Annotated in this window: 24 protein-coding genes; 1 reads left to right on the top strand and 23 read right to left on the bottom strand. The window is 48.2% G+C overall.

The annotated features are described in order from the left end of the window. Positions 1 to 85: 85 nt before the first annotated feature. The 7 genes from EEX84_RS05155 to EEX84_RS05185 all read right to left on the bottom strand — a co-directional run bounded on the left by EEX84_RS05155 (position 86) and on the right by EEX84_RS05185 (position 6,217). Positions 86 to 685: a thymidine kinase gene (locus EEX84_RS05155; protein ID WP_123164536.1), complete on the bottom strand. Its 600-nt coding sequence runs from the start codon at positions 683 to 685 to the stop codon at positions 86 to 88. Between the two features lie 183 nt (positions 686 to 868). Further along, positions 869 to 1,084, bottom strand: a complete 216-nt coding sequence (rpmE, locus tag EEX84_RS05160) for a 50S ribosomal protein L31 (RefSeq protein WP_123164537.1) — start codon at positions 1,082 to 1,084, stop codon at positions 869 to 871. A gap of 152 nt (positions 1,085 to 1,236) precedes the next feature. Continuing rightward, on the bottom strand, positions 1,237 to 2,520 hold the full coding sequence (rho, locus tag EEX84_RS05165; RefSeq protein ID WP_123164538.1) for a transcription termination factor Rho: 1,284 nt from the start codon (positions 2,518 to 2,520) through the stop codon (positions 1,237 to 1,239). A 129-nt stretch (positions 2,521 to 2,649) separates the two neighbouring features. After that, positions 2,650 to 3,615 (bottom strand): class II fructose-bisphosphatase, encoded by a 966-nt coding sequence (gene glpX, locus EEX84_RS05170; protein WP_123164539.1) that lies wholly within the window; start codon positions 3,613 to 3,615, stop codon positions 2,650 to 2,652. 73 nt (positions 3,616 to 3,688) lie between these two features. Beyond that, positions 3,689 to 4,987 (bottom strand): UDP-N-acetylglucosamine 1-carboxyvinyltransferase, encoded by a 1,299-nt coding sequence (locus tag EEX84_RS05175; protein WP_123164540.1) that lies wholly within the window; start codon positions 4,985 to 4,987, stop codon positions 3,689 to 3,691. Positions 4,988 to 5,006: 19 nt separating this feature from the next. Further along, entirely contained in the window at positions 5,007 to 5,657 is a 651-nt protein-coding gene (gene fsa, locus EEX84_RS05180; protein WP_123164541.1) for a fructose-6-phosphate aldolase, read from the bottom strand. A gap of 200 nt (positions 5,658 to 5,857) precedes the next feature. After that, entirely contained in the window at positions 5,858 to 6,217 is a 360-nt protein-coding gene (locus EEX84_RS05185; protein ID WP_123164542.1) for a response regulator, read from the bottom strand. Between the two features lie 73 nt (positions 6,218 to 6,290). Here EEX84_RS05185 and EEX84_RS05190 point away from each other — a divergent pair, with 73 nt between their 5' ends. Beyond that, positions 6,291 to 6,776 carry a DUF2529 family protein gene (locus EEX84_RS05190; RefSeq protein WP_123164543.1) on the top strand — a complete coding sequence of 162 codons (486 nt, stop codon included), beginning with the start codon at positions 6,291 to 6,293 and terminating at the stop codon, positions 6,774 to 6,776. A 54-nt stretch (positions 6,777 to 6,830) separates the two neighbouring features. Here the strand turns inward: EEX84_RS05190 and EEX84_RS05195 are convergent, their stop codons facing one another. The 16 genes from EEX84_RS05195 to EEX84_RS05275 all read right to left on the bottom strand — a co-directional run bounded on the left by EEX84_RS05195 (position 6,831) and on the right by EEX84_RS05275 (position 25,464). Continuing rightward, positions 6,831 to 8,426: a CTP synthase gene (locus EEX84_RS05195; RefSeq protein ID WP_123164544.1), complete on the bottom strand. Its 1,596-nt coding sequence runs from the start codon at positions 8,424 to 8,426 to the stop codon at positions 6,831 to 6,833. 155 nt (positions 8,427 to 8,581) lie between these two features. Then, positions 8,582 to 9,169, bottom strand: a complete 588-nt coding sequence (rpoE, locus tag EEX84_RS05200; protein ID WP_123164833.1) for a DNA-directed RNA polymerase subunit delta — start codon at positions 9,167 to 9,169, stop codon at positions 8,582 to 8,584. Positions 9,170 to 9,561: 392 nt separating this feature from the next. Beyond that, positions 9,562 to 12,813, bottom strand: a complete 3,252-nt coding sequence (icmF, locus tag EEX84_RS05210) for a fused isobutyryl-CoA mutase/GTPase IcmF (RefSeq protein ID WP_123164546.1) — start codon at positions 12,811 to 12,813, stop codon at positions 9,562 to 9,564. Between the two features lie 6 nt (positions 12,814 to 12,819). Next, complete coding sequence (locus EEX84_RS05215; protein ID WP_123164547.1) at positions 12,820 to 13,461, bottom strand: TetR/AcrR family transcriptional regulator; 642 nt, start codon at positions 13,459 to 13,461, stop codon at positions 12,820 to 12,822. Between the two features lie 15 nt (positions 13,462 to 13,476). Further along, positions 13,477 to 14,616, bottom strand: a complete 1,140-nt coding sequence (locus tag EEX84_RS05220) for an acyl-CoA dehydrogenase (RefSeq protein ID WP_123164548.1) — start codon at positions 14,614 to 14,616, stop codon at positions 13,477 to 13,479. A gap of 15 nt (positions 14,617 to 14,631) precedes the next feature. After that, positions 14,632 to 15,768 carry an acyl-CoA dehydrogenase gene (locus EEX84_RS05225; RefSeq protein WP_123164549.1) on the bottom strand — a complete coding sequence of 379 codons (1,137 nt, stop codon included), beginning with the start codon at positions 15,766 to 15,768 and terminating at the stop codon, positions 14,632 to 14,634. Positions 15,769 to 15,785: 17 nt separating this feature from the next. Then, a complete protein-coding gene (locus EEX84_RS05230) occupies positions 15,786 to 16,637 on the bottom strand; it encodes a 3-hydroxybutyryl-CoA dehydrogenase (RefSeq protein WP_123164550.1) in 852 nt (283 codons plus the stop codon). Then, a complete protein-coding gene (locus EEX84_RS05235; RefSeq protein WP_123164551.1) occupies positions 16,637 to 17,833 on the bottom strand; it encodes an acetyl-CoA C-acetyltransferase in 1,197 nt (398 codons plus the stop codon). Before EEX84_RS05235 ends, EEX84_RS05230 begins: the two co-directional genes overlap by 1 nt. A gap of 325 nt (positions 17,834 to 18,158) precedes the next feature. Continuing rightward, a complete protein-coding gene (locus EEX84_RS05240; protein ID WP_123164552.1) occupies positions 18,159 to 20,297 on the bottom strand; it encodes a (Fe-S)-binding protein in 2,139 nt (712 codons plus the stop codon). Positions 20,298 to 20,590: 293 nt separating this feature from the next. Continuing rightward, positions 20,591 to 21,274, bottom strand: a complete 684-nt coding sequence (locus tag EEX84_RS05245) for an alpha-ribazole-5-phosphate synthase (RefSeq protein WP_123164553.1) — start codon at positions 21,272 to 21,274, stop codon at positions 20,591 to 20,593. Next, on the bottom strand, positions 21,274 to 21,747 hold the full coding sequence (locus tag EEX84_RS05250) for an ECF transporter S component (protein WP_123164554.1): 474 nt from the start codon (positions 21,745 to 21,747) through the stop codon (positions 21,274 to 21,276). The genes EEX84_RS05245 and EEX84_RS05250 overlap by 1 nt, the downstream gene beginning before the upstream one ends. Continuing rightward, complete coding sequence (locus tag EEX84_RS05255; RefSeq protein WP_123164555.1) at positions 21,744 to 22,334, bottom strand: cob(I)yrinic acid a,c-diamide adenosyltransferase; 591 nt, start codon at positions 22,332 to 22,334, stop codon at positions 21,744 to 21,746. Before EEX84_RS05255 ends, EEX84_RS05250 begins: the two co-directional genes overlap by 4 nt. Further along, positions 22,306 to 22,734, bottom strand: a complete 429-nt coding sequence (locus EEX84_RS05260; RefSeq protein WP_123164556.1) for a bifunctional adenosylcobinamide kinase/adenosylcobinamide-phosphate guanylyltransferase — start codon at positions 22,732 to 22,734, stop codon at positions 22,306 to 22,308. The genes EEX84_RS05255 and EEX84_RS05260 overlap by 29 nt, the downstream gene beginning before the upstream one ends. Then, positions 22,686 to 23,270 (bottom strand): histidine phosphatase family protein, encoded by a 585-nt coding sequence (locus EEX84_RS05265; protein ID WP_123164557.1) that lies wholly within the window; start codon positions 23,268 to 23,270, stop codon positions 22,686 to 22,688. Before EEX84_RS05265 ends, EEX84_RS05260 begins: the two co-directional genes overlap by 49 nt. After that, positions 23,243 to 24,010 (bottom strand): adenosylcobinamide-GDP ribazoletransferase, encoded by a 768-nt coding sequence (cobS, locus tag EEX84_RS05270; protein ID WP_123164558.1) that lies wholly within the window; start codon positions 24,008 to 24,010, stop codon positions 23,243 to 23,245. The genes EEX84_RS05265 and cobS overlap by 28 nt, the downstream gene beginning before the upstream one ends. After that, the gene (locus EEX84_RS05275) at positions 24,010 to 25,464 is read right to left on the bottom strand and encodes a cobyric acid synthase (protein WP_123164559.1); all 1,455 of its coding nucleotides are present in this window, start codon (positions 25,462 to 25,464) and stop codon (positions 24,010 to 24,012) included. The genes cobS and EEX84_RS05275 overlap by 1 nt, the downstream gene beginning before the upstream one ends. Position 25,465 lies beyond the last annotated feature (1 nt).

Here is a 25,465-nt window from a genome sequence, read left to right on the forward strand (position 1 = left end):
CGCAAGTCCGCGGCAAGCGCAGCTGTTTTGCGGAATATCGGCAATCCAACATATTAAGCTTAACTTATATATACTATATAATATATTAATTTCGTTCAGTTACCGTGACTCCAGCCGTCACTTCGTGGTGGTGGCGGCAGCGGGGTTCGTATGCTTCGGATGCACCGACCAGGATGGTTGGATCATCGGCTCCTGCCGGTTTTCCGTCGATCAGGCGCTGAGTCCGGCTTGCCGGTGAGCCGCAGACGGTGCAGACGGCCTGCAGTTTTGTCACTTGCTCGGCAATGGACAATAGGGACGGCATCGGCCCAAACGGACGGCCACGGAAATCCTGATCCAATCCTGCCACGATGACACGGAAGCCATGGTTGGCCAGTTTCTGTACATTTTCAATTATCTTATCATCAAAAAATTGAGCTTCATCAACGGCAATCACATCGTACTCATCACTTATATACTGCCACAATTCTTCTGAGTGACCGATGGGCAAAGCAATTACAGTCGCTCCATTATGGGAAACGACCGCTTCTTCGCTGTAGCGATCATCGAGTTTCGGCTTGAATACCGCAATTTTCTGTTTGGCAAATTGGGCACGGCGCACTCTGCGGATCAGTTCTTCCGATTTTCCGGAAAACATGCTCCCGCAAATCACTTCCACCCAGCCTGATTGTTTCATGACGTACATAATGGAGACCCCTTTCAAACCTTTATCATTAATATCATACCCAAAAAAGAAAGGTATTTCTGCTTTTTCACTTATATGTAACGAAATTTCTTCTATTGAAAATCATTAATTCGACTTATATATTCTGGACAAAAAAATACCTGCCAGCGTTTTTGCGCAAGGCAGGTATAATTTCTTTATCAATTACTGGTTGATTTCTTCTTTTAGGCCGTATTTCTTGTTGAAGCGGTCTACGCGACCATCTGCAGCTGCGAATTTTTGACGACCTGTGTAGAATGGGTGGCATTCTGAACAAAGTTCAACATTGATGTTTTCTTTTACAGAACCTGTTGTAAAAGAGTTGCCGCATGAGCAAGTTACGGTTGCTTGTTTGTATTCTGGGTGTATACCTGTTTTCATGTTTTTTTCTCCTCCCGCCCTGAACCATCTGGAACAGAGTTATAATATATGGTTACTATTGCCTTACACGGTTCTTTTCGACCGTATATGCAATAGCTTTGCTTTCATTCACTTTCATAATCATATCAAATTCCACTGACATTTGCAAGTGGTTAGATCATCTTCTTGCTGCTTCGGTGAGCTTTCAACTCACTGTTCAGCTGCTCGAAAAATTCTTCATTTGTTTTGGATTGGCTGAGTTTTTTCAGGAAGCGTTCACCGAAGTCCGTAGAATCCGAGAACGTTTTCCGGATGGCCCATAACTTGTCCAAATGGCTTTTGCCGATCAGCAATTCTTCTTTCCGCGTGCCGGAGCGACGGACATCCAGCGCCGGGAAAATACGGCGTTCGGCCATGCTGCGATCCAGATGAAGTTCCATGTTGCCGGTGCCTTTAAACTCTTCATAAATCACTTCATCCATCCGTGAGCCTGTTTCCACTAAAGCTGTTGCCAGAATCGTCAGACTGCCGCCTTCTTCGATATTCCGCGCCGCTCCAAAAAAGCGTTTCGGACGATGGAAAGCAGCTGGATCAATCCCTCCTGATAGTGTACGGCCACTTGGCGGAATTACCAAATTATATGCTCGGGCAAGGCGTGTAATGGAATCCATCAGGATGACCACATCGCGTTTATGCTCCACCAGCCGCATGGCGCGTTCCAAAACCAGTTCCGCCACTTTTACATGGTTTTCAGGAATTTCATCGAATGTCGACGAGACAACATCGGCATTGACTGAACGTTCAATATCCGTGACTTCTTCCGGACGTTCATCGATCAGCAGGACAATCAGCTCCGCTTCCGGATGATTTGTGGTAATGGAATTGGCGATTTCTTTCAACAGCATCGTTTTTCCGGCTTTTGGCGGCGCCACAATCAAGCCGCGCTGACCGAATCCGACCGGTGCCACCAAATCCATGATGCGCGTGGATAACTGTTTCGGTGATGTTTCCAAACGGATATGGCGATCAGGATAAAGCGGCGTAAGTCCCGGGAAGTGAACCCGTTCTTTCGCCACTTCCGGGTCTTCCCCATTCACTGCTTCCACTTGCAATAAACCAAAATAACGCTCGTTTTCTTTTGGAGGACGCACTTTTCCTGAAACTTTGTCACCGTTCCGAAGATCAAAGCGGCGGATTTGAGAAGCGGAAATGTAGATGTCTTGAGAGCTTGGAGAATAGTTGATTGGGCGCAGGAATCCGAACCCTTCAGACTGGATGATTTCCAGTACGCCTTCCATGAAGAAAAACCCTTCTTGTTCAGCACGGGTTTTTAAGATAGCAAAAATCAATTCTTTTTTTGTCAATTTGCTGTAATTTGTCAGTTTGTACTCTTTCGCTAAATTGTACAGTTCTTTTAGCGTCATATTTTCCAATGAGGAAATTGTTATCGTTGCCATGTATCAGACACCACTCTTATTCTTTTTTAGGATTTTTTAAGTTGAGGATCAGTCACAGAAAGTGTTGGAAAGATCTTTCAAAGAAGAAGCCCGGCAGTGAGCCGGGCTCAGATTGGAAGTTGCATTTTCTTAATCGTTCATAACCAGATTCGGTTTTTTCTTCAGACTATGGCGGCCTTCGACAAAGCGGACCGTACCGGATTTTGCACGCATGACAAGTGTATGGCTTTCTGCGAAAGAACCTTTCAGTTGCACACCGCGCAATAGTTCTCCGTCAGTGACTCCTGTTGCCGCAAAGATGGCGTCATCGCCTTTCACCAGGTCATCCATCATCAGAACTTGGTTGACATCAAGCCCCATATCTTTGCAGCGCTGTGCTTCTTCGTCATTTTGAGGAAGAAGCTTGCCTTGAAGTTCTCCGCCCAGACATTTCAGGCCAACAGCAGCAATCACGCCTTCCGGTGCACCACCGGAACCAAACAGGATATCAACGCCGGTTTTGTCGAAAGCGGTGTTAATCGCTCCTGCGACGTCTCCGTCATTGATCAATTTGATGCGGGCACCGGCTTCACGGATCTGGCGAATAATGTCCTGATGCCGCTCCCGGTCTAAAATTGTTGCCACGACATCTTCTATATCCTTGTTTTTCGCTTTGGCCACGGCTCGAAGGTTATCGATGATTGGCGCATTGATGTCAATCTTGCCAACCGATTCCGGTCCGACAGCGATTTTCTCCATATACATATCGGGCGCATTCAATAAGTTGCCCCGGTCTGCAATGGCCAATACAGCAAGTGCATTCCAACCGCCGGCTGCTACAATATTCGTCCCTTCAAGAGGGTCCACTGCTACGTCGACTGCGGGACCGTGTCCCGTGCCCAGCTCTTCGCCGATATACAGCATCGGAGCTTCGTCCATTTCGCCTTCGCCGATGACGACGACTCCCTGCATCGGGATTGTATCGAACACCGTTCGCATGGCTGTAGTGGCTGCATCGTCGGCTTCGTTTTTGAGGCCGCGGCCCATCCATTTTGAAGAAGCAATTGCTGCCGCTTCGGTTACCCGTACTAATTCCATCGATAAACTTCGTTCCATAGTCTTATTTCCTCCCGTTCAGCATTCAATCTGTCACCATTATTGTAGCATATATTGACAAGCTAACCAGAGGTCAATTTGCGTCCTGGCTGAGGTCGGACTTCATGCTGGCGACCGGGTCAATCGTTTCTTTTCGGATGTCGGCGCCAAGCCCTTTCAGTTTTTCGACAATCGAGGAGTAGCCTCTTTCGACATGATAGATTTCACGGATTTCGGTTTCCCCTTCAGCTATCAGTCCGGCGATAATAAGTGCAGCTCCTGCCCGTAAATCGGACGCAACCACAGTCGCAGACGTCAACGGAGTCGGACCGGTGATGATTGCCGCTCTTCCTTCGACCCGTCCGCTGGCATTCATGCGCCGCAGCTCATCAATGTGTTTGAAGCGAGCCGAATAGATGGTGTCGGTGATCATGGAAGAACCTTCCGCCTGCGTCATCAAGACGGAAAACGGTTGCTGCAGATCTGTTGCAAATCCTGGATAAACCAGTGTCTTTACATCGATTGCCTGCAATTGTGTCGGCTTCGGAATGTGAATCGACTCTTCGCCTTCCTCCACTTTCACACCCATTTCACGCAATTTCGCCGTCAACGCCTCCATGTGGAATGGAATTACGTTGTCGATTGTGACGCCATCTCCTACCGCTGCAGCCATAATCATGAAAGTACCAGCTTCGATACGGTCAGGAATGATGGTATGGTTGGTGCCGTTCAACTCTTCTACCCCGTCAATACGAATGATGTTTGTTCCTGCGCCTTTGATCTTTGCTCCCATATTGGTCAGAAGAGTGGCGACATCGATGATTTCCGGTTCTTTTGCAGCGTTTTCGATAATCGTCTGTCCTTTTGCCCTTACAGCAGCGAGCATAATATTAATAGTCGCTCCCACGCTGACAACATCCAGATAAATTTTCGCGCCGCGCAATTCATCCGCACGCAAGTAAATGGCTCCGTGCTCATTCGTCACTTTTGCACCGAGTGCTTCAAAGCCCTTGATATGCTGGTCAATCGGGCGCGGCCCCAGAAAACATCCGCCCGGTAAACCGATCGCGGCATGTTTGAAACGGCCGAGCATGGCGCCCATCATATAATAGGAAGCACGGAGCTTCTTGACATTTCCATTCGGCAAAGGCATATCAACCATCGCCGTTGGATCGATGCTCATCGTGCCGTCTTCAAATGTCACGTCGCCACCGATCTCTTCCAGAATACTTTTCAAAGTCCAGACGTCAGAAATTTCCGGCAAACCCTCTATCTCGACAGGTGAATTAGCCAAAATCGACGCTGGAATCAATGCCACCGCGCTATTTTTTGCTCCGTTCACTTTAATCGTGCCTGATAAGCGTTTGCCGCCTTTTATTTTATAAACATCCATCGTATTTCTCCTTCTTTGGTTACTCCACAGAGCGCTTGTCCCAATCAGACAAGAACGCTTCGATTCCTTTGTCAGTCAACGGGTGTTTGAACATTTGTTTCATTACTTTGATCGGCATTGTTGCAATATGCGCACCATTCAAAGCGGCTTCCGTCACATGTTGCGGATGACGGATCGAAGCTGCAATAATTTCTGATTTGATGTCGTGGATTGCGAAGATTTCCGAAATCGTCGCAATCAGGTCCATGCCGTTGTGTCCGATATCGTCAAGACGGCCAAGGAATGGCGATACGTAAGCTGCTCCTGCGCGCGCTGCCAATAATGCCTGGTTGGCACTGAAAATCAGTGTGACGTTTACTTTCTTGCCTTCTCCGGCAAGAACGGAACATGCTTTCAGACCATCAGGTGTCATCGGCAATTTCACTGTGATGTTCGGGGCCAATTCAGCCAATTCGCGGCCTTCTTTAATCATTTCTTCCGCTTCCAATGAGATGACTTCGCCGCTGATCGAACCATCGACATGTGCAGCAATTTCTTTCAGGCGGTCATGGAAAGACACGTTTTTCTCTTTCGCCACCAATGAAGGGTTTGTGGTAACGCCGGATAAAATGCCCCATTCGTGTGCTTCTTTAATTTCGTCGAAATTTGCTGTATCAATAAAAAATTTCATGTGTACATTTCCTCCTCTGTGACGGAAAAAAGAGAAGGTGCCATACGGACGCTTCTCTCTTCCATCCATTTTCAATCGTATTCAACTGGCAGCCACTATTGCCGCAGCCACCACCATCTGCCTGTTCGCAGACTGACTTACATGCAAAATATCTACTATATCATAACAAAAACAAGTTGCCTTCGCCACTTCAGCGCATATCAGTCTTGTAACAATTGCTTTACAATACGAAGGACCTCGAAAATATCGAACGGTTTAGTGAAATAGCGCACGGCGCCGTGGCTGATTGTTTCTTCAATCAGATTCTTCTCCCCGTATGCAGTCATCATGATGACTTTGATCCGGCTGCAGTCTGCCTTCAGCTTTTTCAGAATCTCAATGCCGTCCATTCCGGGAATCTTCATATCCAGTAATATCAGGTCCGGTTCGCATTCCCGCACTTTCTCGAACGCCTCCATGCCGTTTCTGGCAGTAGCTGTCTGATATCCCTCGTTTGTGAACACTTCTTCCAGCAGCAGGCGGATTCCTGGTTGGTCGTCCACAATCAATATTGTTTTCATTGACACCCGTTCCTTCCGTGAGTTGTTCATTTCCCCAATTCGTCTGCTATACTGTGAAATTGAGGTGAAGACTATGAAAATGTTGACTACACAATTGACCGGCTTGTTTCAGCGGATCTCCAAACAAGATGAAGCCATTGAAGACACTGCCCGTCTTTTGGCACAGGCTGCTGTCGGTCAGGGAACCATTTACTTGGCCGCTTTCGGTGAATTGCAGGCTGTGTCCGCTGCTGCCATCCATGGCACTGAGCCGCTTCCAGGCGTCCAGGAATGGCAGCCTGACAGCATCGTTACCAGTGCTGACCGCGTCTGGATTTTGGCAAAGAAAGATGAAGGCGATGAACTGGCCGGGCGCCTGGCCGATGCTTTTATCCCTTTCGCCATGCTCAGCGCTGAGTCGAAACAGGATGAATTGGCGTCCGCTTTTGTGTCGCTGAACATCGACAAAGGCCTGCTGCCGGCAGAAGACGGCGGCCGCACGGTGGTTCCCCATGCAATGGGGGCATTGTTTGTCTATCATGCCGTCAAACTGGCCATCGACGAAATGCTCGCCGACTGAACAGCCAATTTATAAAAAAGCCTTCCCCTGTCGTTCAGCGGGAAGGCTTTTGTTTTATTCACCCAGTGAAGCTCGTACAAACTCACGGAACAGTGGTTGCGGGCGAGTTGGGCGCGAGATGAATTCAGGGTGGAATTGGCAGGCGACGAACCATGGGTGATCTGCCAGTTCGATGATTTCCACCAATCGGCCATCCGGGCTGGTGCCGGAGAATTTAAAGCCGGCTGCTTCGAATTGCTCACGGTATTCGTTGTTGAATTCATAGCGGTGACGATGGCGTTCGTAGACCAATTCTTCCCCGTATGCTTCATATGCTTTTGAACCGACTTCCAGTTTCGCAGGGTACAGGCCTAAGCGAAGTGTGCCGCCCAAATCCTCCACGTCTTTTTGCTCCGGCAATAAGTCGATGACCGGGTAAGGCGTGTGGGCGTTCAATTCGGACGAGTGGGCATCGTTAAGGTTCATCATATGACGCGCGAATTCAACAGAAGCCAATTGCATGCCCAGGCAAATCCCGAAGAACGGCACTTTGTTTTCACGGGCATATTGTGTAGCCGCGATTTTTCCTTCGACTCCACGATCTCCGAATCCACCTGGAATCAGGATCCCGTCACAGTCTTTCAGTTTTTCAGCAACATTTTCAGCAGTAATGTGCTCAGCGTTGATCCAGTCCACTTCAATTTCCGAATCAAATGCGAACCCTGCATGTTTCAAAGCTTCCACTACGGAGAGATAGGCATCCTGTAATTCTACATACTTCCCGACAAGGCCGATCCGGACAGTTTTCGTCAACGATTTCACTTTGTTGACCAATTCGTTCCATTCAGTCATATCCGCTTCCGGCGCTTCAATTCCGAAATGGTCGAGGACGATCTGGTCCATGTTCTGCTCCTGCAAACGAAGCGGCATTTCATAAATGACATCGACGTCACGCGACTCGATCACTTCTTCTGGTTTGATGTCGCAGAACAACGCGATTTTGTCTTTCATGTCCTGTGGCACCGGATGTTCCGTGCGCACAACAATCAGGTTTGGCTGAATTCCCAGACTGCGCAGTTCCTTGACACTGTGCTGTGTCGGTTTGGTTTTCATTTCCGCGGCAGCGCCCAAATACGGAATCAGTGTACAGTGGATGTACATCACTTCGTCCCGGCCCAGGTCTGAACGCATTTGACGAATCGCTTCAAGGAAAGGCAATGATTCAATGTCGCCGACCGTACCGCCGATCTCTGTAATTACTACGTCCGCTTTCGCTGTTTTGGCAGCCCGCAGCAAACGGTCCTTGATTTCATTTGTGATATGCGGAATCACTTGAACCGTTCCGCCCAGGTAATCGCCCCGACGTTCTTTCTTGATGACCGTGGAATACACTTTCCCTGTCGTTACGTTGGAGTATTTGTTCAAATTGATATCGATGAAACGCTCATAATGGCCCAGGTCCAAATCTGTTTCTGCGCCGTCATCCGTTACGAATACTTCCCCGTGCTGATAAGGGCTCATCGTCCCCGGATCAATGTTGATGTATGGATCGAATTTCTGAATCGTTACACTAAGACCTCTGTTTTTCAATAAACGCCCTAAAGAAGCGGCTGTAATTCCTTTGCCCAATGATGAAACCACACCACCGGTTACGAATATATACTTCGTCATGCCTGTTTCCTCCTCGAATGGTAAAAATAAAAAGCGCTCCTCCTGCAACATGCAGGGGAGCGCGTAAGCTGTTACGAATCATTTCTCCTTTTTAAGGAGCCCAATAAAATCTTATCCAGTCCAGCTCCAGAAGTCAAGGTAAAAAATTGTTCTGATTACTTCAAATCTTCTTCCTCTTCCTCTTCTTCCTCATCGTCTTCTTCGTCGATGATATTGCCGTCCAGGTCTTCAACGAGGACATCCACATCTTCATCGTCATCGGTGTCTTCTGCATCAAAGTCGATGATTTCCACATCAGCTGTCGGTTTGATGACTTCTTCTTCGTCATCATCATCATCGTCATCGTCTGTGTCATCGTCGTCGAAGTCGTCAAACTCCAATTCATCTTCCAATTCCAGCTCGATGTCATCAAAGTCTTCATCGTCTGCCACTTTCGCTTTTTTCTTCTTGCGCGCTTTTACAGTCGGAGCAGATTCTTCTTCAATTTGCTCGACCGGGTACCACTCACGAAGCCCCCAGCGGTTTTCTCCAAGAATCAAAAAGCGGCCGTCAATGTTCATGTCTGTATAGAACTGCACCAGACGGGGCTTCATTTCTTCATCGGTAAAATCCAATAGCTCCTGGACCTGTTCCACCAATTCAGGATATGTTTTTGTTTCTTTGGATTCTGCCAATAATGCATATGTCAAGTCGACAAACGACTCTTCTATCAGTTCTTCTCTCGATAATTCACGGATATTCAAACTGCGCACGTCCCTTCTTCTATCATTAACTTAATTCATTATATACAATGTCGGAGCACTCCGCTACCGTGTTTTCTTTTTTCTGCCTCCGAGCTGCTTCCAGCCGAAATAAAATAAATAAAACGATAAGATCAAAAACGGTATGGACCCCAACGCTCTATTATACAGAAAGAAAACGAGAACGATACAGAGGATGATCACTATGTAATGAATAAATTTCGGCATGGGAACATCTTCTTTCATTGTTTTTCAGTGAATTTCCTTCTATTATACAGTTAATCTTCTCCCATATCGACTTCAGGGGTTTATGAGACAGAAAAAAGGCGTCTGCTTCTGCAAACGCCCTTTTCTTGTTGGCCCGGATTTTTTAACGGCCGGTTCCGCTTTTCTATTTACATATTCCGTCTGTACTGTCCGCCGACTTCGTATAAAGCCGTCGTGATTTGACCGAGACTGGCTACTTTTACTGTCTCCATCAGTTCCTCGAAGATATTGCCGCCCGTTTTGGCAACGTGCTTCAGGCGGTCGAGCGCTTCATCGCTCGGGTTGCGTTCCTGGAAGGCACGCAATTTCTCGATTTGCGACTCTTTCTCTTCTTTTGTGGCACGGGCGATTTCCATGGCGTTGATGTCGTCATCCGATTGCGGATTCGGGTTCAGGTACGTGTTGACGCCAATAATCGGCAATTCGCCAGTGTGTTTTTTCATTTCGTAATACATCGACTCTTCCTGTATTTTCCCTCGCTGGTACTGCGTTTCCATCGCACCAAGCACGCCGCCGCGGTCATTGATGCGATCAAATTCCGCCAATACCGCTTCTTCCACCAATTGCGTCATTTCTTCAATAATGAACGCACCTTGCAGCGGGTTTTCGTTTTTCGATAAGCCATGCTCTTTCGTGATGATCATCTGAATGGCCATTGCGCGGCGCACAGATTCCTCAGTCGGAGTCGTGATGGCTTCATCGTAGGCATTTGTGTGAAGCGAGTTGCAGTTATCCTGCAGCGCCATCAATGCCTGCAAGGTTGTGCGGATATCGTTGAAGTCGATTTCCTGCGCGTGCAGGCTGCGGCCGGAAGTTTGAACATGATATTTCAGTTTCTGGCTGCGTTCATTGGCACCGTATTTATCGCGCATCACAACTGCCCAAATGCGTCGGGCCACGCGGCCGATCACGGTATATTCCGGATCCAGGCCGTTCGAGAAGAAGAACGATAAGTTCGGAGCAAAATCATCGATGTGCATGCCGCGGCTCAAATAATATTCCACGTAAGTGAAACCGTTCGACAGCGTGAACGCCAATTGTGAAATCGGATTGGCGCCAGCTTCTGCGATATGGTAACCCGAAATGGATACGGAATAGTAGTTGCGCACTTTGTGATCGATAAAGTACTGCTGGATATCGCCCATCATGCGCAGCGCAAATTCCGTCGAGAAGATGCAGGTGTTCTGTCCCTGGTCTTCTTTCAGAATATCCGCCTGAACCGTTCCGCGCACCACCTGCAGCGTTCCTTCACGGACTTCTGTAAACTCTTCGACTGTCAATGTGCGCCCGAGTTCTTCTTCACGTTTTTTGACTTGCTGATCGATCGCTGTATTCATGAACATCGCCAGGATGATCGGCGCCGGACCATTGATGGTCATCGATACGGAAGTGGTCGGTGAACATAAATCAAAGCCGTCGTACAGAATTTTCATGTCTTCAAGCGTACAGATCGAGACACCTGATTCGCCGACTTTGCCGTAGATATCCGGACGGTGATCCGGGTCTTCCCCGTACAGCGTCACCGAATCGAACGCTGTCGACAAACGTTTGGCATCATCGTCTTTCGATAGGTAATGGAACCTTCTGTTCGTGCGTTCCGGTGTGCCTTCACCCGCAAACTGCCGCTTCGGATCTTCCCCTGCGCGCTTGAACGGGAAAACTCCGCCTGTATAAGGGAAAGAACCAGGTACGTTTTCTGAATAAACCCATGTCAGGATTTCGCCGTAGTCCTGAAATTTCGGCAGTACCACGCGCGGCACTTTGATGCCTGACAGGCTTTCCGTACGCAGAATGGTCCGAATTTCTTTGTCACGCACTTTCGAGACGAATTCGTCTCCAGTATACGCTTCCTTCAACTCCTGCCAATTATCAAGAATGCGCTTTGACTCGGCCGTGAGCTCATCACGCACGCCCTCTGCCAGCGATTGCAGTGACTGGACAAGTGCATCATCCGGCGATTTTTCATTGACCGCTTCGATGGCGCCTTCCAACTGGAACAAACGGCGCGCAAAAGCAGCCTGCTCTTTTGTCTTGGCATGGTAGCCACGCACCGTTTCTGTGATTTCGCGTAAATAATGGCGGCGGTCATTTGGAATGATCAGGTTTTCTTTTTGTGTCTTGACGAATTTTTCATAGTCCGTTTCCCAATCCGTGCCGCATTTTTCATTTACCGTCGCTACAAGCGCGGCAAACAGGGAATTGGTCCCTTTGTCGTTAAACTGGCTGGCAATGGTGCCGTAAACCGGCATATCATCCAGGTCTTTATCCCACAGCAAATGGCTGCGCTGGTACTGCTTCTGAACTTGGCGAAGTGCATCTTCCGAGCCTTTGCGTTCGAATTTGTTGATGACGATCAAGTCGGCATAATCGATCATATCAATTTTCTCAAGCTGGGAAGGCGCCCCGAATTCGCTTGTCATGACGTACATCGACACATCGGAGAAGTTGGCGATTTCAGCATCTCCCTGCCCGATGCCGCTCGTTTCGACAACGATCAAATCAAATCCTGCCGCTTTGACAACATTGAGGACATCGCCGAGCGCAGCAGACAACTCTGACCGGGAACCACGTGTGGCAAGGCTGCGCATAAAGACGCGCTTGTTGAAAATTGCATTCATGCGGATACGGTCACCCAGCAATGCTCCGCCTGTTTTCTGCTTGGTCGGGTCAATGGAAAGAACAGCGATATTCTTGCCCGGCAGTTCACTGAGGAACCTGCGGATCAACTCATCGGTCAGCGAGCTTTTCCCGGCTCCGCCTGTCCCGGTGATCCCCAGGACGGGCGTGTTTTTCTGCCGTTCCCGCACTGCAGCCATCAGTTCGTCTGCATTTGAGTCACGCGTATGCGCTTCTTCAGCAGCTGTAATGATATTCGCTAATGCTACAGGATTTTCGGGAGACAAGTCTTCCACACTGTAGGACGGTTTCACGGTTGAAAAATCACATTCTTCCACGATTTCCGTGATCATGCCCTGCAGGCCTTTTTTGCGTCCGTCTTCCGGAGAAAAAATACGGGCGATGCCGTAATCATGCAACTCTTTGATCTCACGCGGGAGTATGACACCGCCACCTCCGCCGTAAATACGGATGTGGCCTGCGCCTTTTTCCTGCAGCAAGTCATGCATGTATTTGAAATACTCCACGTGTCCGCCCTGATAGGAAGAAATGGCGATCCCCTGCACATCTTCCTGGATAGCAGCGTTTACGACTTCTTCCACAGAACGGTTATGCCCTAAGTGGATAACTTCCACACCACTTGCCTGCAAAATCCGTCGCATGATGTTGATAGATGCATCGTGCCCGTCAAACAGGCTGGATGCAGTGACAAAACGAATGTGATGTTGCGGCTTGTATGTCTTTGTTTCCTGGATTGTAGCCATTATTGGTTAAGCCCCCTGTATTGAGATTTTTTCTCCTGCCATCCCCTGCAAAAGAAATTGAGTCTGCATATTGATGAACTCTTCAATTGTAAAATCATTCAATGCCCAGCGCCGGAATGCCCACATTTGCCCCTGGACGAACAGATGATGGGAAGCCAGTGTAATTTCCTTTGGTGTGAGCTCCAGCTCCCCGCTTTCCACGCACTCCTTCAGCAACCGCTCGAACAGCGACACCATTTCGATTTCTTTGTTCAACACGTACTGCAAAGCATCTTTCGGAAGTGATTTTGATTCCTGGTACATGACAACAAATTCGTCCTGCATGTCGTCAATCAACCCGTAATAATGCTGCAGCGCTGTCTTCAGCACTTCAATGGAGGCATTTTCTGTGTCGAGTGCAGCCAGTCGGGTATGCACTTCGTCGTAGATGGAATCACATACCAGATAAAGAACATCTTCTTTTGTCCGAATATACTCATACAATGTCCCGATACTGAAACCCGCAGCTTTGGCAATTTCCCGGGTTGTCGTCCGGTGAAAACCCTTTTGCTTAAAAAGAGTGACAGCACCACGGATCATTTGAGAGCGTCGCTTCGCAATCAGGCTTTCGTCTTTTACCGAGGACTCGACTTCACGCTTTTTGTTCATAGGCGTTACCTCCGGTTATTTTGTGACCATACGGGAAATGACCAGACGCTGGATTTCCTGTGTGCCTTCATAAATTTGGGTGATTTTCGCATCGCGCATGAACCGCTCTACCGGATAGTCTTTCGTATAGCCGTAGCCACCGAAAACCTGCACCGCTTCAACGGTCACTTTCATCGCTGTATCCCCTGCCATCAATTTCGCCATGGCGGATTCTTTGCTGTAAGGCAATTTGTTCGTTTCAAGCCATGCTGCCTGGTAGGTCAACAGGCGGGATGCTTCAATGGAAGTCGCCATGTCCGCCAATTTAAAAGACACACCCTGGTTTGCAACAATCGGCTTGCCGAACTGCTCACGGTCTTTCGCATACGCGACAGATGCATCAAGCGCGCCTTGAGCGATGCCGACTGCTTGTGCTGCGATACCATTGCGTCCACCGTCAAGCGTCTGCATGGCAATTTTAAAGCCCTGGCCCAGTTCACCTAAGATATTTTCTTTCGGTACACGGCAATTGTCGAAAATGATTTCGGTTGTCGGGCTGGAGCGGATGCCGAGTTTCTTTTCTTTCTTGCCCACTGAAAAGCCTTCGAAATCTTTTTCCACGATAAATGCAGTCGTCCCTTTATGTTTGGATTCTGGATCGGTAACCGCAAAAACGATATAGATATCGGCAATGCCCCCGTTGGTAATGAACACTTTTGAACCGTTTAATACATAATGGTCACCGTCTTCGCGAGCTGACGTTTTCATCGCTCCGGCATCCGAGCCGGAAGCCGGTTCGGTCAAACCATATGCGCCGATTTTCTTGCCTTCAGCCATCGGACGCAAGTACTTCTGCTTTTGTTCCTCGGTTCCGAATGTATAAACCGGCCAGCCTGCAAGTGATGTGTGTGCAGAAAGCACAACACCGGCAGAAGCGTCTACACGTGACAACTCTTCCACTGCGATGCAGTAAGCCAGGTAGTCCGAGCCGATGCCGCCGTATTCTTCCGGCCATGGAATTCCTGTAAGCCCCAATTCTCCCATATGATCAAACATTTCACGGTCAAAACGTTCTTCTTCATCGCGTTCTGCTGCAGTCGGCGCCACTTCATTTGTCGCAAAGTCGCGCACCATTTTGCGGATCATTACATGTTCTTCACTCAACTGAAAGTTCATTTATTTTTCCTCCACTCATTTTAATAGTTGCTTGCTGATGACAATTCGCTGTATTTCACTCGTACCTTCATATATTTCCGTCACTTTGGCGTCGCGGAACAACCGCTCTACCGGATAATCCTTCGTATAGCCATAGCCACCGAAAACCTGCACAGCCTCGATTGCCACATCCATCGCCGCTTTTGAAGCAAACAACTTCGCCATCGACGCTTCCTTGTTGCAATTCTTTCCTTGGGCATATAGGTCGGCCGCCTGGTAAACAAGCAATTTTGCCGCTTCCACTTGCGTCGCCATATCCGCCAGCTTAAAACCGATTCCTTGCTGCTGTGCAATCGGTTTTCCGAACTGCGCACGCTCTTTTGCGTATGCCACTGCGTATTCATAAGCTGCTTCCGCAATGCCCAGCGCTTGTGCGGCGATCCCGATGCGTCCGACATTCAAGTTCGCCATCGCAATGCTGAAACCTTTGTTTTCCTCACCAAGCAAGTTTTCTGCCGGCACTTTCATATTGTCGAAAGTCAGCTGCACAGTACGTGAACCAAACAGTCCCATTTTCTTTTCGTCTTTGCCGACAATCAATCCCGGAAAATCCTTTTCTACAATAAAAGCTGAAATCCCGCGCGAACCGGCTTCCGGTTTGGTGGAAGCAAAGACGATATATGTATCGGCTTCGCCGCCATTGGTTATAAACACTTTTGAGCCGTTTAAAACGTAATGGTCATCTTTCAGGACCGCTTTCGTTTTCAAACTTGCCGCGTCTGATCCTGCAGATGGTTCCGTCAGGCAAAACGCTCCCAAGTACTCACCAGAAGCTAATTTTGGTACGTATTTCTGTATTTGCTGTTCTGTGCCGAAATTTAAAATCGGATTGGTACCGACGGAAGTATGGACAGATAAAATAACGCCAATTACGCCACTTGCCTTCGACAACTCGTGAATGGCACTGATGTAAGAAGTGAAATCCATCCCCGATCCGCCATATTTCTCAGGAGCAGTAATGCCCATCAGTCCCAGTCCTGCCATTTTGTCGAGAATTTCACGCGGAAACTCCCCTTCTTCCATCCGTTCGATAAAAGGTGTAATTTCTTCTTTTGCAAAATCGCGCACCATATTGCGCATCATGGTCTGTTCTTCAGTAAATCGCAAATCCATTGCGGTTCCTCCTAATATTAGCTGTATTCGTAGAAGCCGCGTCCCGTCTTCTTGCCAAGCCATCCGGCTTTGACATACTTCCGCAACAACGGGCTCGGACGGTATTTGCTGTCCCCGAATCCATCGTGCAGTATTTCCATAATATACAGGCAGGTATCCAACCCGATGAAGTCGGCCAATTGCAGAGGGCCCATTGGGTGGTTCATCCCCAGTTTCATGACTTCGTCAATGTCTTCTTTCGATGCAACGCCTTCCTGCAAAGTGAAAATGGCTTCATTGATCATCGGCATCAGGATCCGGTTTGCCACAAAGCCCGGGAAATCTTCTACTTCCACCGGAGTTTTGGACAATTTCACCGTCATATCTTCCACCGCTTTATAAACTTCATCCGTTGTTGCCAGACCCCGGATAATTTCCACCAGCTTCATGACCGGTACCGGATTCATAAAGTGCATGCCGATCACTTGTGCCGGACGGTTTGTTGCCGCCGCAATTTCCGTTATTGGCAGGGAAGATGTATTGGTAGCTAAAATAGCATGTTTTGGTGCCACTTCGTCCAGCGTCTTGAAAATGCTGTGTTTGACTTCCATATTTTCAACAGCTGCTTCAATGACAAGATCAACATCATGAGCATCCTGTAAATCGAGTGAAGATGTGATGCGGTTGAGAGCTTCTGTCTTCTCTTCTTCTGTCATACGTCCTTTTTCAACGTTTCTTGACAGGTTCTTGGTAATGCCGGCGATTCCTCGCTCGTAAGCTTCTTTTTTCATATCATTTAATTTCACATTAAATCCTGCCTGTGCACAAACCTGTGCGATGCCGGATCCCATTTGCCCGGCACCGATCACCATTACATTTTGAATTGCCATCATTTTCCCTCCTGTTTTGGAACTTCAATCATGATTGCATCGCCCTGTCCGCCACCTGAACAAATCGCAGCGATTCCAGTACCGCCTCCGCGGCGTTTCAATTCGTAAGCGAGTGTCAGGATAATCCGTGCACCGCTGGCACCGATTGGATGCCCAAGTGCGACAGAACCGCCGTTGACGTTCACTTTTTCGGCATCCAGTCCAGCGATTTTCGAACTGGCCAAAGCGACAGCTGCGAAAGCTTCGTTAATCTCGAACAAGTCGATGTCTTCCAGCGACTTCCCGGTTTTCTTCAGCAGTTCATTGATGACAATACCTGGTGTTTCCGGAAAGCGATGTGGTTCAATCGCCACTTCTGTATGAGCCAGCACATGCGCCAATGGAGTTTTTCCTTCCTGTTGGGCGCGTTCTTCGCTCATCAGAACCAGCGCTACTGCCCCGTCATTGACTCCCGGTGCATTGCCGGCTGTAATGGTGCCGTCTTTTCCGAATGCCGGCTTCAGTTTGGCGAGCGCTTCGATTGTTGAGTTGGCGCGCGGTGCTTCGTCCACGTCCACTGTGATTGGATCACCTTTTCGCTGTGGAATTTCAATCGGTGTGATTTCTTCCGCAAACTGATCTTTCGCTTTGATGGCGCGTTCGTGTGAACGGGCTGACCATTCATCCTGTGCTTCGCGCGTTAAGCCGAAATCTTCAGCCGTTGAATTTCCGTAAGTTCCCATGTGCACTTTGTCTGGATGGAATGAACAGGACAATCCGTCATGAACCATGCCGTCCACTATTTGAGCATCACCCATGCGAAGTCCCCAGCGGCCTTTCGGCAAATAATACGGCGCGTTTGACATGGATTCCATGCCGCCGGCTACGATAACTTCTTCATCACCCAAGCGGATGATCTGGTCTGCCAAAGTGATGCTGCGCATGCCGGATGCACAGACTTTATTGATCGTTTCTGATTTCACGTTAAACGGAATCCCCGCTTTTTTAGCTGCCTGGCGGGAAGGAATCTGCCCTTGCCCTGCCTGCAGAACATTCCCCATGATCACTTCCTGAACCTCTTCCGGCTGGACGTTTGCCCGGTTCAATGCTTCTTTAATCGCGTGACCCCCAAGTTCGCTCGCTGATAATGAACTTAAATTCCCTCCGAACTTTCCAAATGCTGTTCTTGCTCCATCGATAATGACTGTTTTGGCCATAATCTTTCTCCTCCTTTGTAAACGGTTACAGATTTGGTGAAAAAATGATGCATAGTGCTGAGAAAATAATACGGTGGTAAAGTCGTTCGTGCGTTGCATCGCTTCGCTTCGCTACGCTGCTTCGTCGCAAATATTATAGGCCGAATTCCATTCGGCCTATAATATTGACTGAACGCTCGCTCGGATTGTTTTCAAAAGAAAAGGGAGTGTTATACTCCCTTCTCTCATTTCTCTATAAATTTAGTTTACTCAATTCTCTGTCATTTAGCAAATATTATTCGCTATTTTCAGACAGCAGGGAATTTCCCTGCTGCCTGATGTTTTGTTATTGGACCACTGGTTCCGGTTGAGGTGTTTCACTGCCCAGAACAGCCATTTCCAATAGTTCAGCCACATCGTATGTGCCGACTTGTTCTTCGACTTCTTTTGCTTTCGTTCCATCTGACAGCATCGTCAGGCAGTACGGGCAACCGGAAGAAATCATTGTCGGGCTGACTTCAAGCGCTTGTTCGGTACGGGCTACGTTGACACGATGGCCAGCATCTTCTTCCATCCACATCAAGCCGCCGCCTGCACCACAGCACATGCCGTCTTGCCGGTTACGGACCATTTCAACAAGTTCGACGCCTTCGATCGATTTAAGGATCTCACGCGGCGCATCGAATACATCATTGTAGCGTCCCAGGTAACAAGAGTCGTGGAACGTAATTTTTTCGTTCACCGGGAATTGCGGTTTCAGTTTGCCTTGTTGCACAAGCTCGAACAGCATTTCGGTATGGTGGTAAACTTCCGCTTCGAATCCGAAGTCTGGGTATTCATTCTTGAAAATATTGTAAGCATGCGGATCGATTGTAACGATTTTCTTCACATCCGCTTTTTCGAATTCTTTAATATTGGCAGTTGCCAGCTCCTGGAACAGGAATTCGTTTCCGAGGCGTCTTGGCGTGTCGCCGGAGTTCTTTTCTTTATTGCCGAGAATGGCGAATTTGACGCCGGCTTCGTTCATTAAACGGGCAAAAGACAACGCGATTTTTTGAGAACGGCTGTCAAATGCACCCATGGAACCGACCCAGAACAGGAATTCGAACTCTTCGCCGGCTTTGTTCAATTCTTTTACTGTCGGAATTGAGATATCCGGACGAGCATCTCTCCAGTTTTCTTTTTCTTTGCGGTTAAGACCCCATGGATTTCCTTGGCGTTCGATGTTTGTCATCGCGCGCTGTGCATCCGGATCCATTTTTCCTTCCGTCATTACCAGGTAACGGCGAAGGTCGATGATTTTGTCGACGTGTTCGTTCATAACCGGACATTGGTCTTCACAGTTACGGCAAGTCGTGCAAGCCCAGATTTCTTCTTCCGTGATGACATCTCCAATCAGGCTCGGGCTGTACAGTTCATCGATGTTTACCCCTTCAGCACCGGCAGCCATAGCCAATTGGTTTCCTTGAGTATTGTTGAATGCCATTGCAGGGACCCATGGTTTTTTGCGGGTCATCACCGCACCTGTATTCGTGAGGTTGTCACGCAGCTTCGTGATCAGGTCCATCGGTGACAGCATCTTCCCTGTTCCAGTAGCCGGACACATATTCGTGCAGCGGCCGCATTCTACACAGGCATAGAAGTCAATCATTTGCGCCTGGTTGAAATCAGTGATTTTTCCGACGCCAAATGAAGGCATCGCATCTGGATCTTCGTCATCGTCTTCCATATCCTCAAAATTGATCGGCTTCAAGCGGCCGACATGATCCAAGCGATGGAACCATGTATTGACCGGTCCGAAAATCAAGTGAGCATGCTTGGATTGTGGCACGTACACCAGGAATACCAGCAGGAACAATAGATGTGCCCACCACATGATGTAAAACACTGTAGCAGCTGCAGCAGTCGGAATCCAACCGAAGGCACTTGCCACAAGAGATGCAACAGGTTCTGTCCATGCTGTTTCATGCGCATGCCAGATCATGGCCATTCCGTTACCGATCAATACAGTAACCATCAGCCCCCCGATGAAAATGAGGACCAGGCCGGATTTCCAGCCGCGTTTCAAACGAACCAGTTTTTCAATATAACGTCTGTAGAATGCCCATATGACCGCCACCAAAATCGTCAACGTCACAATTTCCTGGAAAAGAGTGAACGCCGGATACAAAAATCCGAGCGGCAAATGGGACTCAGGAGCGAGGCCCTTGATGATAAAGTCAATGGCACTGGCCTGAACCAGCAAAAATCCGTAGAAGAACATCACGTGAATCGTGCCGCTCTTCTTGTCTTTCAAAAGCTTTTTTTGTCCGAATACGTTCACCATGACTTTTCGTACGCGTTCGTTGAAATTATCTTCAAATTCCACTTTTTTACCGAGCTTGATAAAATCATATCTCGATTTAAGCAAGTAAATGAAGAGATAAACTGCGTATATGGTCACGGCCAGAAATAACACCCAGTTAGCAATGAGCAATGGCTCCATCAAGATATCCCCCTTGTTATGTATTATTTAAAAATTCCTAAAATAAAGTTTACGCCAAGTCTGGTGACTTGTCGAGTTAATCTCTATATTAAAATATGAATGAGCATTCAGTCAATAGGAAATTTGAAAGGGGTTTCATCTTTAAGAATATTCTACACTTTCACCAGCCCAAAAGCCAGGTTTTTTGGGAAAATCAAAGCAGTAAAGTCGCCAAATCACATACAAACTGAAAGAAAAGCATAAAAAAAGCAGGAGGTAAGGACAAAACCACCAGCTTTTTTTTTGCAAAAAAATCATTTTTGCTGTGTTAGATGTAATGGGTAAATATGTATTCCGAAGTGCGGTGTCAGCTGTTTGATTTTGCCCTTGCCCACGCCAATCATTACGCATGTCGCCGGCCCTCCCGAAGCAGTCACATCAACTGCCGCGGATACAGTCAGTGGTTTTCCTGACAGTAATTCCATTTCACGTTTAATGCCTTTCGAGCCTACCGGCCAAATACGGTCGATAAGTCCTGACATAAGCGCCTGACGGATTTTTTTTGTATCCGCCACTTGTTCGCTGTTTTTCAGTACGTCACTGCCCACCAGTGGCGCCCCGTAAACAAACCAAGTGAGATCGGTGGCTGTCAATTCACGGATTCGTTTGCCGAACATGGTCACTGCTACTCCTGATTGCAGGGTTTCCATGTTGGTTTCAGAACTGCCGGCAATTGGCAGTGAAGTCATATCCGTTTCCTTGAACAATTCCTCGATGCCTTCAACATAGCGTTGCCATTGGGCATGTCCACTGAAATTGTGGAGCAGCACTGCTTCAGGTTCACTTCCTGCCGCCCATTGCTCCAAAAGAGCGACTCGTGCTGCAAACTTTGCAGTATTGCGATCAGATGCCGAAACTGCATCCAAAGGCTTTTCGCCGATTCCGGCTGAATTATCAGATGTGATGACCCAATCTTCTGCAAGCAGCTCATGACGCATCATTCCACCTTCTTTCCGATTTTAATCATAAAGGGCATAGCAACCCCCGCCACTGCTGCATTAAGTACAGCCGCAATCAATAAGCCCGGCACAGCCGCAATAAAAAAGGCTGCAGACAGCAGGAAGTAAAACGGAATGGCCGCCAGAATTCCATTCCCGATAACAAAGACCAGCCACTTTAAAATATGGCGACCGCCGAGGTGAAGCTTGGCAAAAGCCCATAGTATCAGCCACATCTCCAAAGCGATGACTGCATGAAGCGGCCCCAGCGGAAAGCCGCCCAATAATGCGGAAATAAAATGGCCGAACGCCGCAATCAGGCCAACTGATGATGCCGGCAAAAACAGCACTGCGAGCAGCGCCGGCAAAGAATCGAATGCAATTGACGTTATTCCCAGCGGCAGCTTGAACATGCCACCGACAGCTGTCAGGCTGATGAACAATGCAGACACTGCCAATTTCTTTGTGCTCATTCTCCCGTCTTTTTGGAGCGTCCGCCGTTTTTGAATACTTTCCCGCTGCGTACGTATTCATGGTCTGGAACACCTGCCCGGGCATTGGCAACCCGTGCCGCTGCGAACAAATAGTCCGACAGGCGGTTCAAGTAGCGCTGAACGACTTGCGGAAACTTTTCCCCTGTTTTTTGCAGCGTTACCGTTTGGCGCTCAGCACGGCGTGTGATGGTACGGGCAATGTGAAGCGTCGCCGCAGCCGGTGAACCTCCGGGCAGGATAAATCGTTCCAGTAAAGGCGGTTCGTCCATCAATTCATCGATGCGTTTTTCCAACACTTCCACCGGTTCTTCCGTCATTTTGAATCGGGGCTCTTTTCGGACGTCCGCCAAATCACCACCGCAATCGAATAGCTCGTTTTGAATTGCTTCCAGGTCCGCAAGCAAATCTGGATAGAGGTCAGGCTCCAGTTCTGTCATCGCTTTGCCGATAAATGAATTCACTTCATCGATCGTCCCATAAGCCTCGATCCGCGGGGCGTCTTTATCAGCCCGTGCTCCGATCAAACTTGTCTGGCCTTTATCTCCGGTTCTGGTATAAATGTTCATTTTCATCCGCTCCTTTTATTAGTTGTGGTATGCCGTACCAAATCCGCGTTACAAGTTCCGCTTCTTTAAACAGATCCTGATAGATCCTGCCGATGACATCCCGGAGTTTCCGTTCAATTGCGTCAACTGGCACGATGCCTCTGTTCATATCCGTCAGAATCCAAATCTGCTGTTGACCTTTTTTTGACTGAACAGTTTTTTTCACCAGTTGCTGAATCGTTTCTTCATCCATTTGCCGTTCAAGCTGCATTTTAACCCATTGCTCCAAGCCGGCTATTACAACCGATTGATCTGCAGCGTCTGGAAGCTTTCCTTCACACCATACTGTTTCCTTACTCGATAACATTTCTTTTACATATTGCCGCTTTCCGTTAAAGGCTCCACCGAAAACGATGTGCATAAGGCTCCCTCCTCATATGCGCTTCTGCTTTTCCAAACAAGGCGATGGCTGTAACCGAGATGCGCTTTCTGCTCTTGAAACTTTCCACCTGTCGCTTTCGCAAGCAAATACCGGATAGGCCCACCATGAGTCACCACTGTAAATTCTTCTCTATCCGGCATCGACTTTATCGTTTGGTCAATACGTTTTGCAAGAGCCTCAAGGCTTTCACCATCTGGAGGAGTGAAGCGATAAGGGTCATCAATCCAGTTTCGGTAAAGCGGATCTTGCACCAGCTGATTGTAGGTTTTCTCTTCCCATGCTCCGAAATTGCATTCACGCCAACCCGAATCTTCATAGTAAGCCGCGGCCGGAAAAAGCAATGATGCCGTTTGGCGGCAGCGCTGCAAATCACTTCCCCACACTTCCTTCAAATGAGGCACCGGTTCAACTTGAACTGGCAAAATGGGTTCATCCGTCCAGCCGATGTATTTCTTTTGACTGTTCCCGGCTGTTGGCAAATGACGGATCAAATTAAGAGCAAAACGACGATCCATAACAACCATTCAACTCCTTCCACGTACGCTCCAGACAAGTCTCCGGTTACGCCGCCAAAATGCCGCAGACACCATTTACGGTAGCAGAAAAAAGACAGCAGCAACCCTGCAACCAGACCGACCGCGGTTAGCCAGCCAGTTACAAACAGCAGCAATATCCCTGTTGCCATCACGTATACAAAGGCTGCGACACCGATTTTCTTCAAATCCATATGCTGCCGAAAAAATGCGGCCAGACCGGTTTCTTTCGCAGTTTTGGTCAAACTGAACAACAGCAAAAGCCCACTGCGGGAAAGCAACGGAATTATTGCGACCAGCAAAATCGGCACCGTCATTATCACTTCTGCAATCACAAAAATTTTACCGATAATTACAAGCAGCAAGACCAAAGTTCCGAAAGCTCCGATTCTCGGATCCTCCATAATTTCCAGTCGCTTCTCCCGCTCCTGATAGGAAAAAAAAGCATCTCCTGCATCCGCTAAACCATCCAGATGCAATCCTCCGGTCATGACCGCGCTCAACAACACGATCAGAAAGGCCAAAAGCAACGAGCTGCTGTCAGTATATTCCCTGACCCCAAAGGCAGTTATGGCCAGTATGGCGCCGAACAGCATCCCTATCAACGGCAACACGGCATACATGGCTGTCACGTCGTTCTTTTCCATTTTCAGTTCTTTTTTCACCGGCAGGACTGAGAAGAATTGAAGCGCCAATAAAAAACCTGTTATATAATGGCCCATCAGCAATTCTCCTTTATTATTCGTTCCACCGCATGCCAATCAATATGTGTTTTCACGTGCTCTGCCCAGCGTTGATAAGGGTCCATAGGCTCTTCATAGAAAGGCGCCTGCAAGTTCTTGTCTTTTCTGATTGGACCGAGAAAAGCACTGCGGCATTCCCTGCTTTTAAAGAATCCATGCAAATGAGTACCAAGTACTTTTTCATCCTGATAGCCTTCGGTTTCCTCAGCATATGAAATTAAAGAGGAACCATGTCCAAATGACCTGCCTGTATGGATTTCGTAGCCCTCCACTTTAAGCTGTTGTCCCGCTAAAATGGCAGTGCCACTGCGTCTTTTGACTAATTTCTCGGCTTCGAAAGCGGTGACCATTTTTGGAATCACGCCTAACCCTGTCTCCCTCTCTGCAACAGTTCCATCAAAACCTTGAGGATCAACCAATGTGTCTCCAAGCATTTGAAATCCTCCGCATAACCCGATAACCCAAGTTCTTTCTTTTATCTTCTGCAATTCCTTTTCCAATCCTTGCTTTTTCCAATAACGTAAATCCGCAATGGTATTTTTGGTTCCAGGCAAAATCACTATGTCAGGTCGGCCCATTTCATGTACGAACTCCACCCAGCGGACCGAAACATCCGGTTCATTCAGCAAAGGTTCGATATCGGTGAAATTAGAAAGATAAGGATGTTTCAGCACGACGATTTCAATCGGCCGACTGGTTCTTTCCCTGCCTAGTTCCCTTACGCCCAGCGAGTCTTCCTGTTCGATTTGATGATTCGGCATATACGGAATCACGCCCAGAACCGGGAGGCCGGTGTACGACTCCAAAAACGATATACCGTCTTTAAATAACCGTATGTCTCCACGGAACTTATTGATCAGCAATCCTTTAACACGCTCGGGTTGCGGCATTAAAGCCAGCGTTCCGACAAGCGAAGCGAATACGCCTCCGCGCTCGATATCAGCTACCAGTATAACCGGTACGTCCGCCCGTTCTGCAACCGTCATATTGACCAGTTCCCGGTCATTCAAATTGATTTCGGCCGGGCTGCCCGCGCCTTCGATCACTAAGTGAGTATATTGCCCGGCTAACTTTTCCAGTGCCTGGTCAATTGCAGCCAGTCCCCGTTGGTGGAAATCGGTTCGATAATCCATACCGTCCACCGACTGGAGCTTTTTTCCGAATAAAACCACTTGCGACTTCATATCGCTTTCCGGTTTCAACAGAATCGGATTCATATTGACCGTTGCTACTGTTCTCGCAGCTTCAGCCTGGACTCCCTGGGCACGGCCTATTTCTTCGCCAAACACCGTTACGTAAGAGTTGTTTGACATGTTCTGTGATTTAAACGGTGCCACTTTCACTCCCTGATCGGAAAGAATCCTGCAAAAAGCGGTGCAGATCATACTTTTCCCTACATCTGAGGCAGTTCCTTGAATCATCACTCCCCGCATG

Origin of the sequence: Planococcus salinus (assembly GCF_003719725.1) — a bacterium.
Classification (GTDB): domain Bacteria; phylum Bacillota; class Bacilli; order Bacillales_A; family Planococcaceae; genus Planococcus; species Planococcus salinus.

Excerpts from the sequence above, each read along its gene's own strand:
- EEX84_RS05155 (WP_123164536.1), bottom strand. The coding sequence starts at position 685 with ATGTACGTCATGAAACAATCAGGCTGGGTGGAAGTGATTTGCGGGAGC.
- rpmE (WP_123164537.1), bottom strand. The coding sequence starts at position 1,084 with ATGAAAACAGGTATACACCCAGAATACAAACAAGCAACCGTAACTTGC.
- rho (WP_123164538.1), bottom strand. The coding sequence starts at position 2,520 with ATGGCAACGATAACAATTTCCTCATTGGAAAATATGACGCTAAAAGAA.
- glpX (WP_123164539.1), bottom strand. The coding sequence starts at position 3,615 with ATGGAACGAAGTTTATCGATGGAATTAGTACGGGTAACCGAAGCGGCA.
- EEX84_RS05175 (WP_123164540.1), bottom strand. The coding sequence starts at position 4,987 with ATGGATGTTTATAAAATAAAAGGCGGCAAACGCTTATCAGGCACGATT.
- fsa (WP_123164541.1), bottom strand. The coding sequence starts at position 5,657 with ATGAAATTTTTTATTGATACAGCAAATTTCGACGAAATTAAAGAAGCA.
- EEX84_RS05185 (WP_123164542.1), bottom strand. The coding sequence starts at position 6,217 with ATGAAAACAATATTGATTGTGGACGACCAACCAGGAATCCGCCTGCTG.
- EEX84_RS05190 (WP_123164543.1), top strand. The coding sequence starts at position 6,291 with ATGAAAATGTTGACTACACAATTGACCGGCTTGTTTCAGCGGATCTCC.
- EEX84_RS05195 (WP_123164544.1), bottom strand. The coding sequence starts at position 8,426 with ATGACGAAGTATATATTCGTAACCGGTGGTGTGGTTTCATCATTGGGC.
- icmF (WP_123164546.1), bottom strand. The coding sequence starts at position 12,813 with ATGGCTACAATCCAGGAAACAAAGACATACAAGCCGCAACATCACATT.
- EEX84_RS05215 (WP_123164547.1), bottom strand. The coding sequence starts at position 13,461 with ATGAACAAAAAGCGTGAAGTCGAGTCCTCGGTAAAAGACGAAAGCCTG.
- EEX84_RS05220 (WP_123164548.1), bottom strand. The coding sequence starts at position 14,616 with ATGAACTTTCAGTTGAGTGAAGAACATGTAATGATCCGCAAAATGGTG.
- EEX84_RS05225 (WP_123164549.1), bottom strand. The coding sequence starts at position 15,768 with ATGGATTTGCGATTTACTGAAGAACAGACCATGATGCGCAATATGGTG.
- EEX84_RS05230 (WP_123164550.1), bottom strand. The coding sequence starts at position 16,637 with ATGGCAATTCAAAATGTAATGGTGATCGGTGCCGGGCAAATGGGATCC.
- EEX84_RS05235 (WP_123164551.1), bottom strand. The coding sequence starts at position 17,833 with ATGGCCAAAACAGTCATTATCGATGGAGCAAGAACAGCATTTGGAAAG.
- EEX84_RS05240 (WP_123164552.1), bottom strand. The coding sequence starts at position 20,297 with ATGGAGCCATTGCTCATTGCTAACTGGGTGTTATTTCTGGCCGTGACC.
- EEX84_RS05245 (WP_123164553.1), bottom strand. The coding sequence starts at position 21,274 with ATGCGTCATGAGCTGCTTGCAGAAGATTGGGTCATCACATCTGATAAT.
- EEX84_RS05250 (WP_123164554.1), bottom strand. The coding sequence starts at position 21,747 with ATGAGCACAAAGAAATTGGCAGTGTCTGCATTGTTCATCAGCCTGACA.
- EEX84_RS05255 (WP_123164555.1), bottom strand. The coding sequence starts at position 22,334 with ATGAACATTTATACCAGAACCGGAGATAAAGGCCAGACAAGTTTGATC.
- EEX84_RS05260 (WP_123164556.1), bottom strand. The coding sequence starts at position 22,734 with ATGCACATCGTTTTCGGTGGAGCCTTTAACGGAAAGCGGCAATATGTA.
- EEX84_RS05265 (WP_123164557.1), bottom strand. The coding sequence starts at position 23,270 with ATGGATCGTCGTTTTGCTCTTAATTTGATCCGTCATTTGCCAACAGCC.
- cobS (WP_123164558.1), bottom strand. The coding sequence starts at position 24,010 with ATGGGCCATTATATAACAGGTTTTTTATTGGCGCTTCAATTCTTCTCA.
- EEX84_RS05275 (WP_123164559.1), bottom strand. The coding sequence starts at position 25,464 with ATGCGGGGAGTGATGATTCAAGGAACTGCCTCAGATGTAGGGAAAAGT.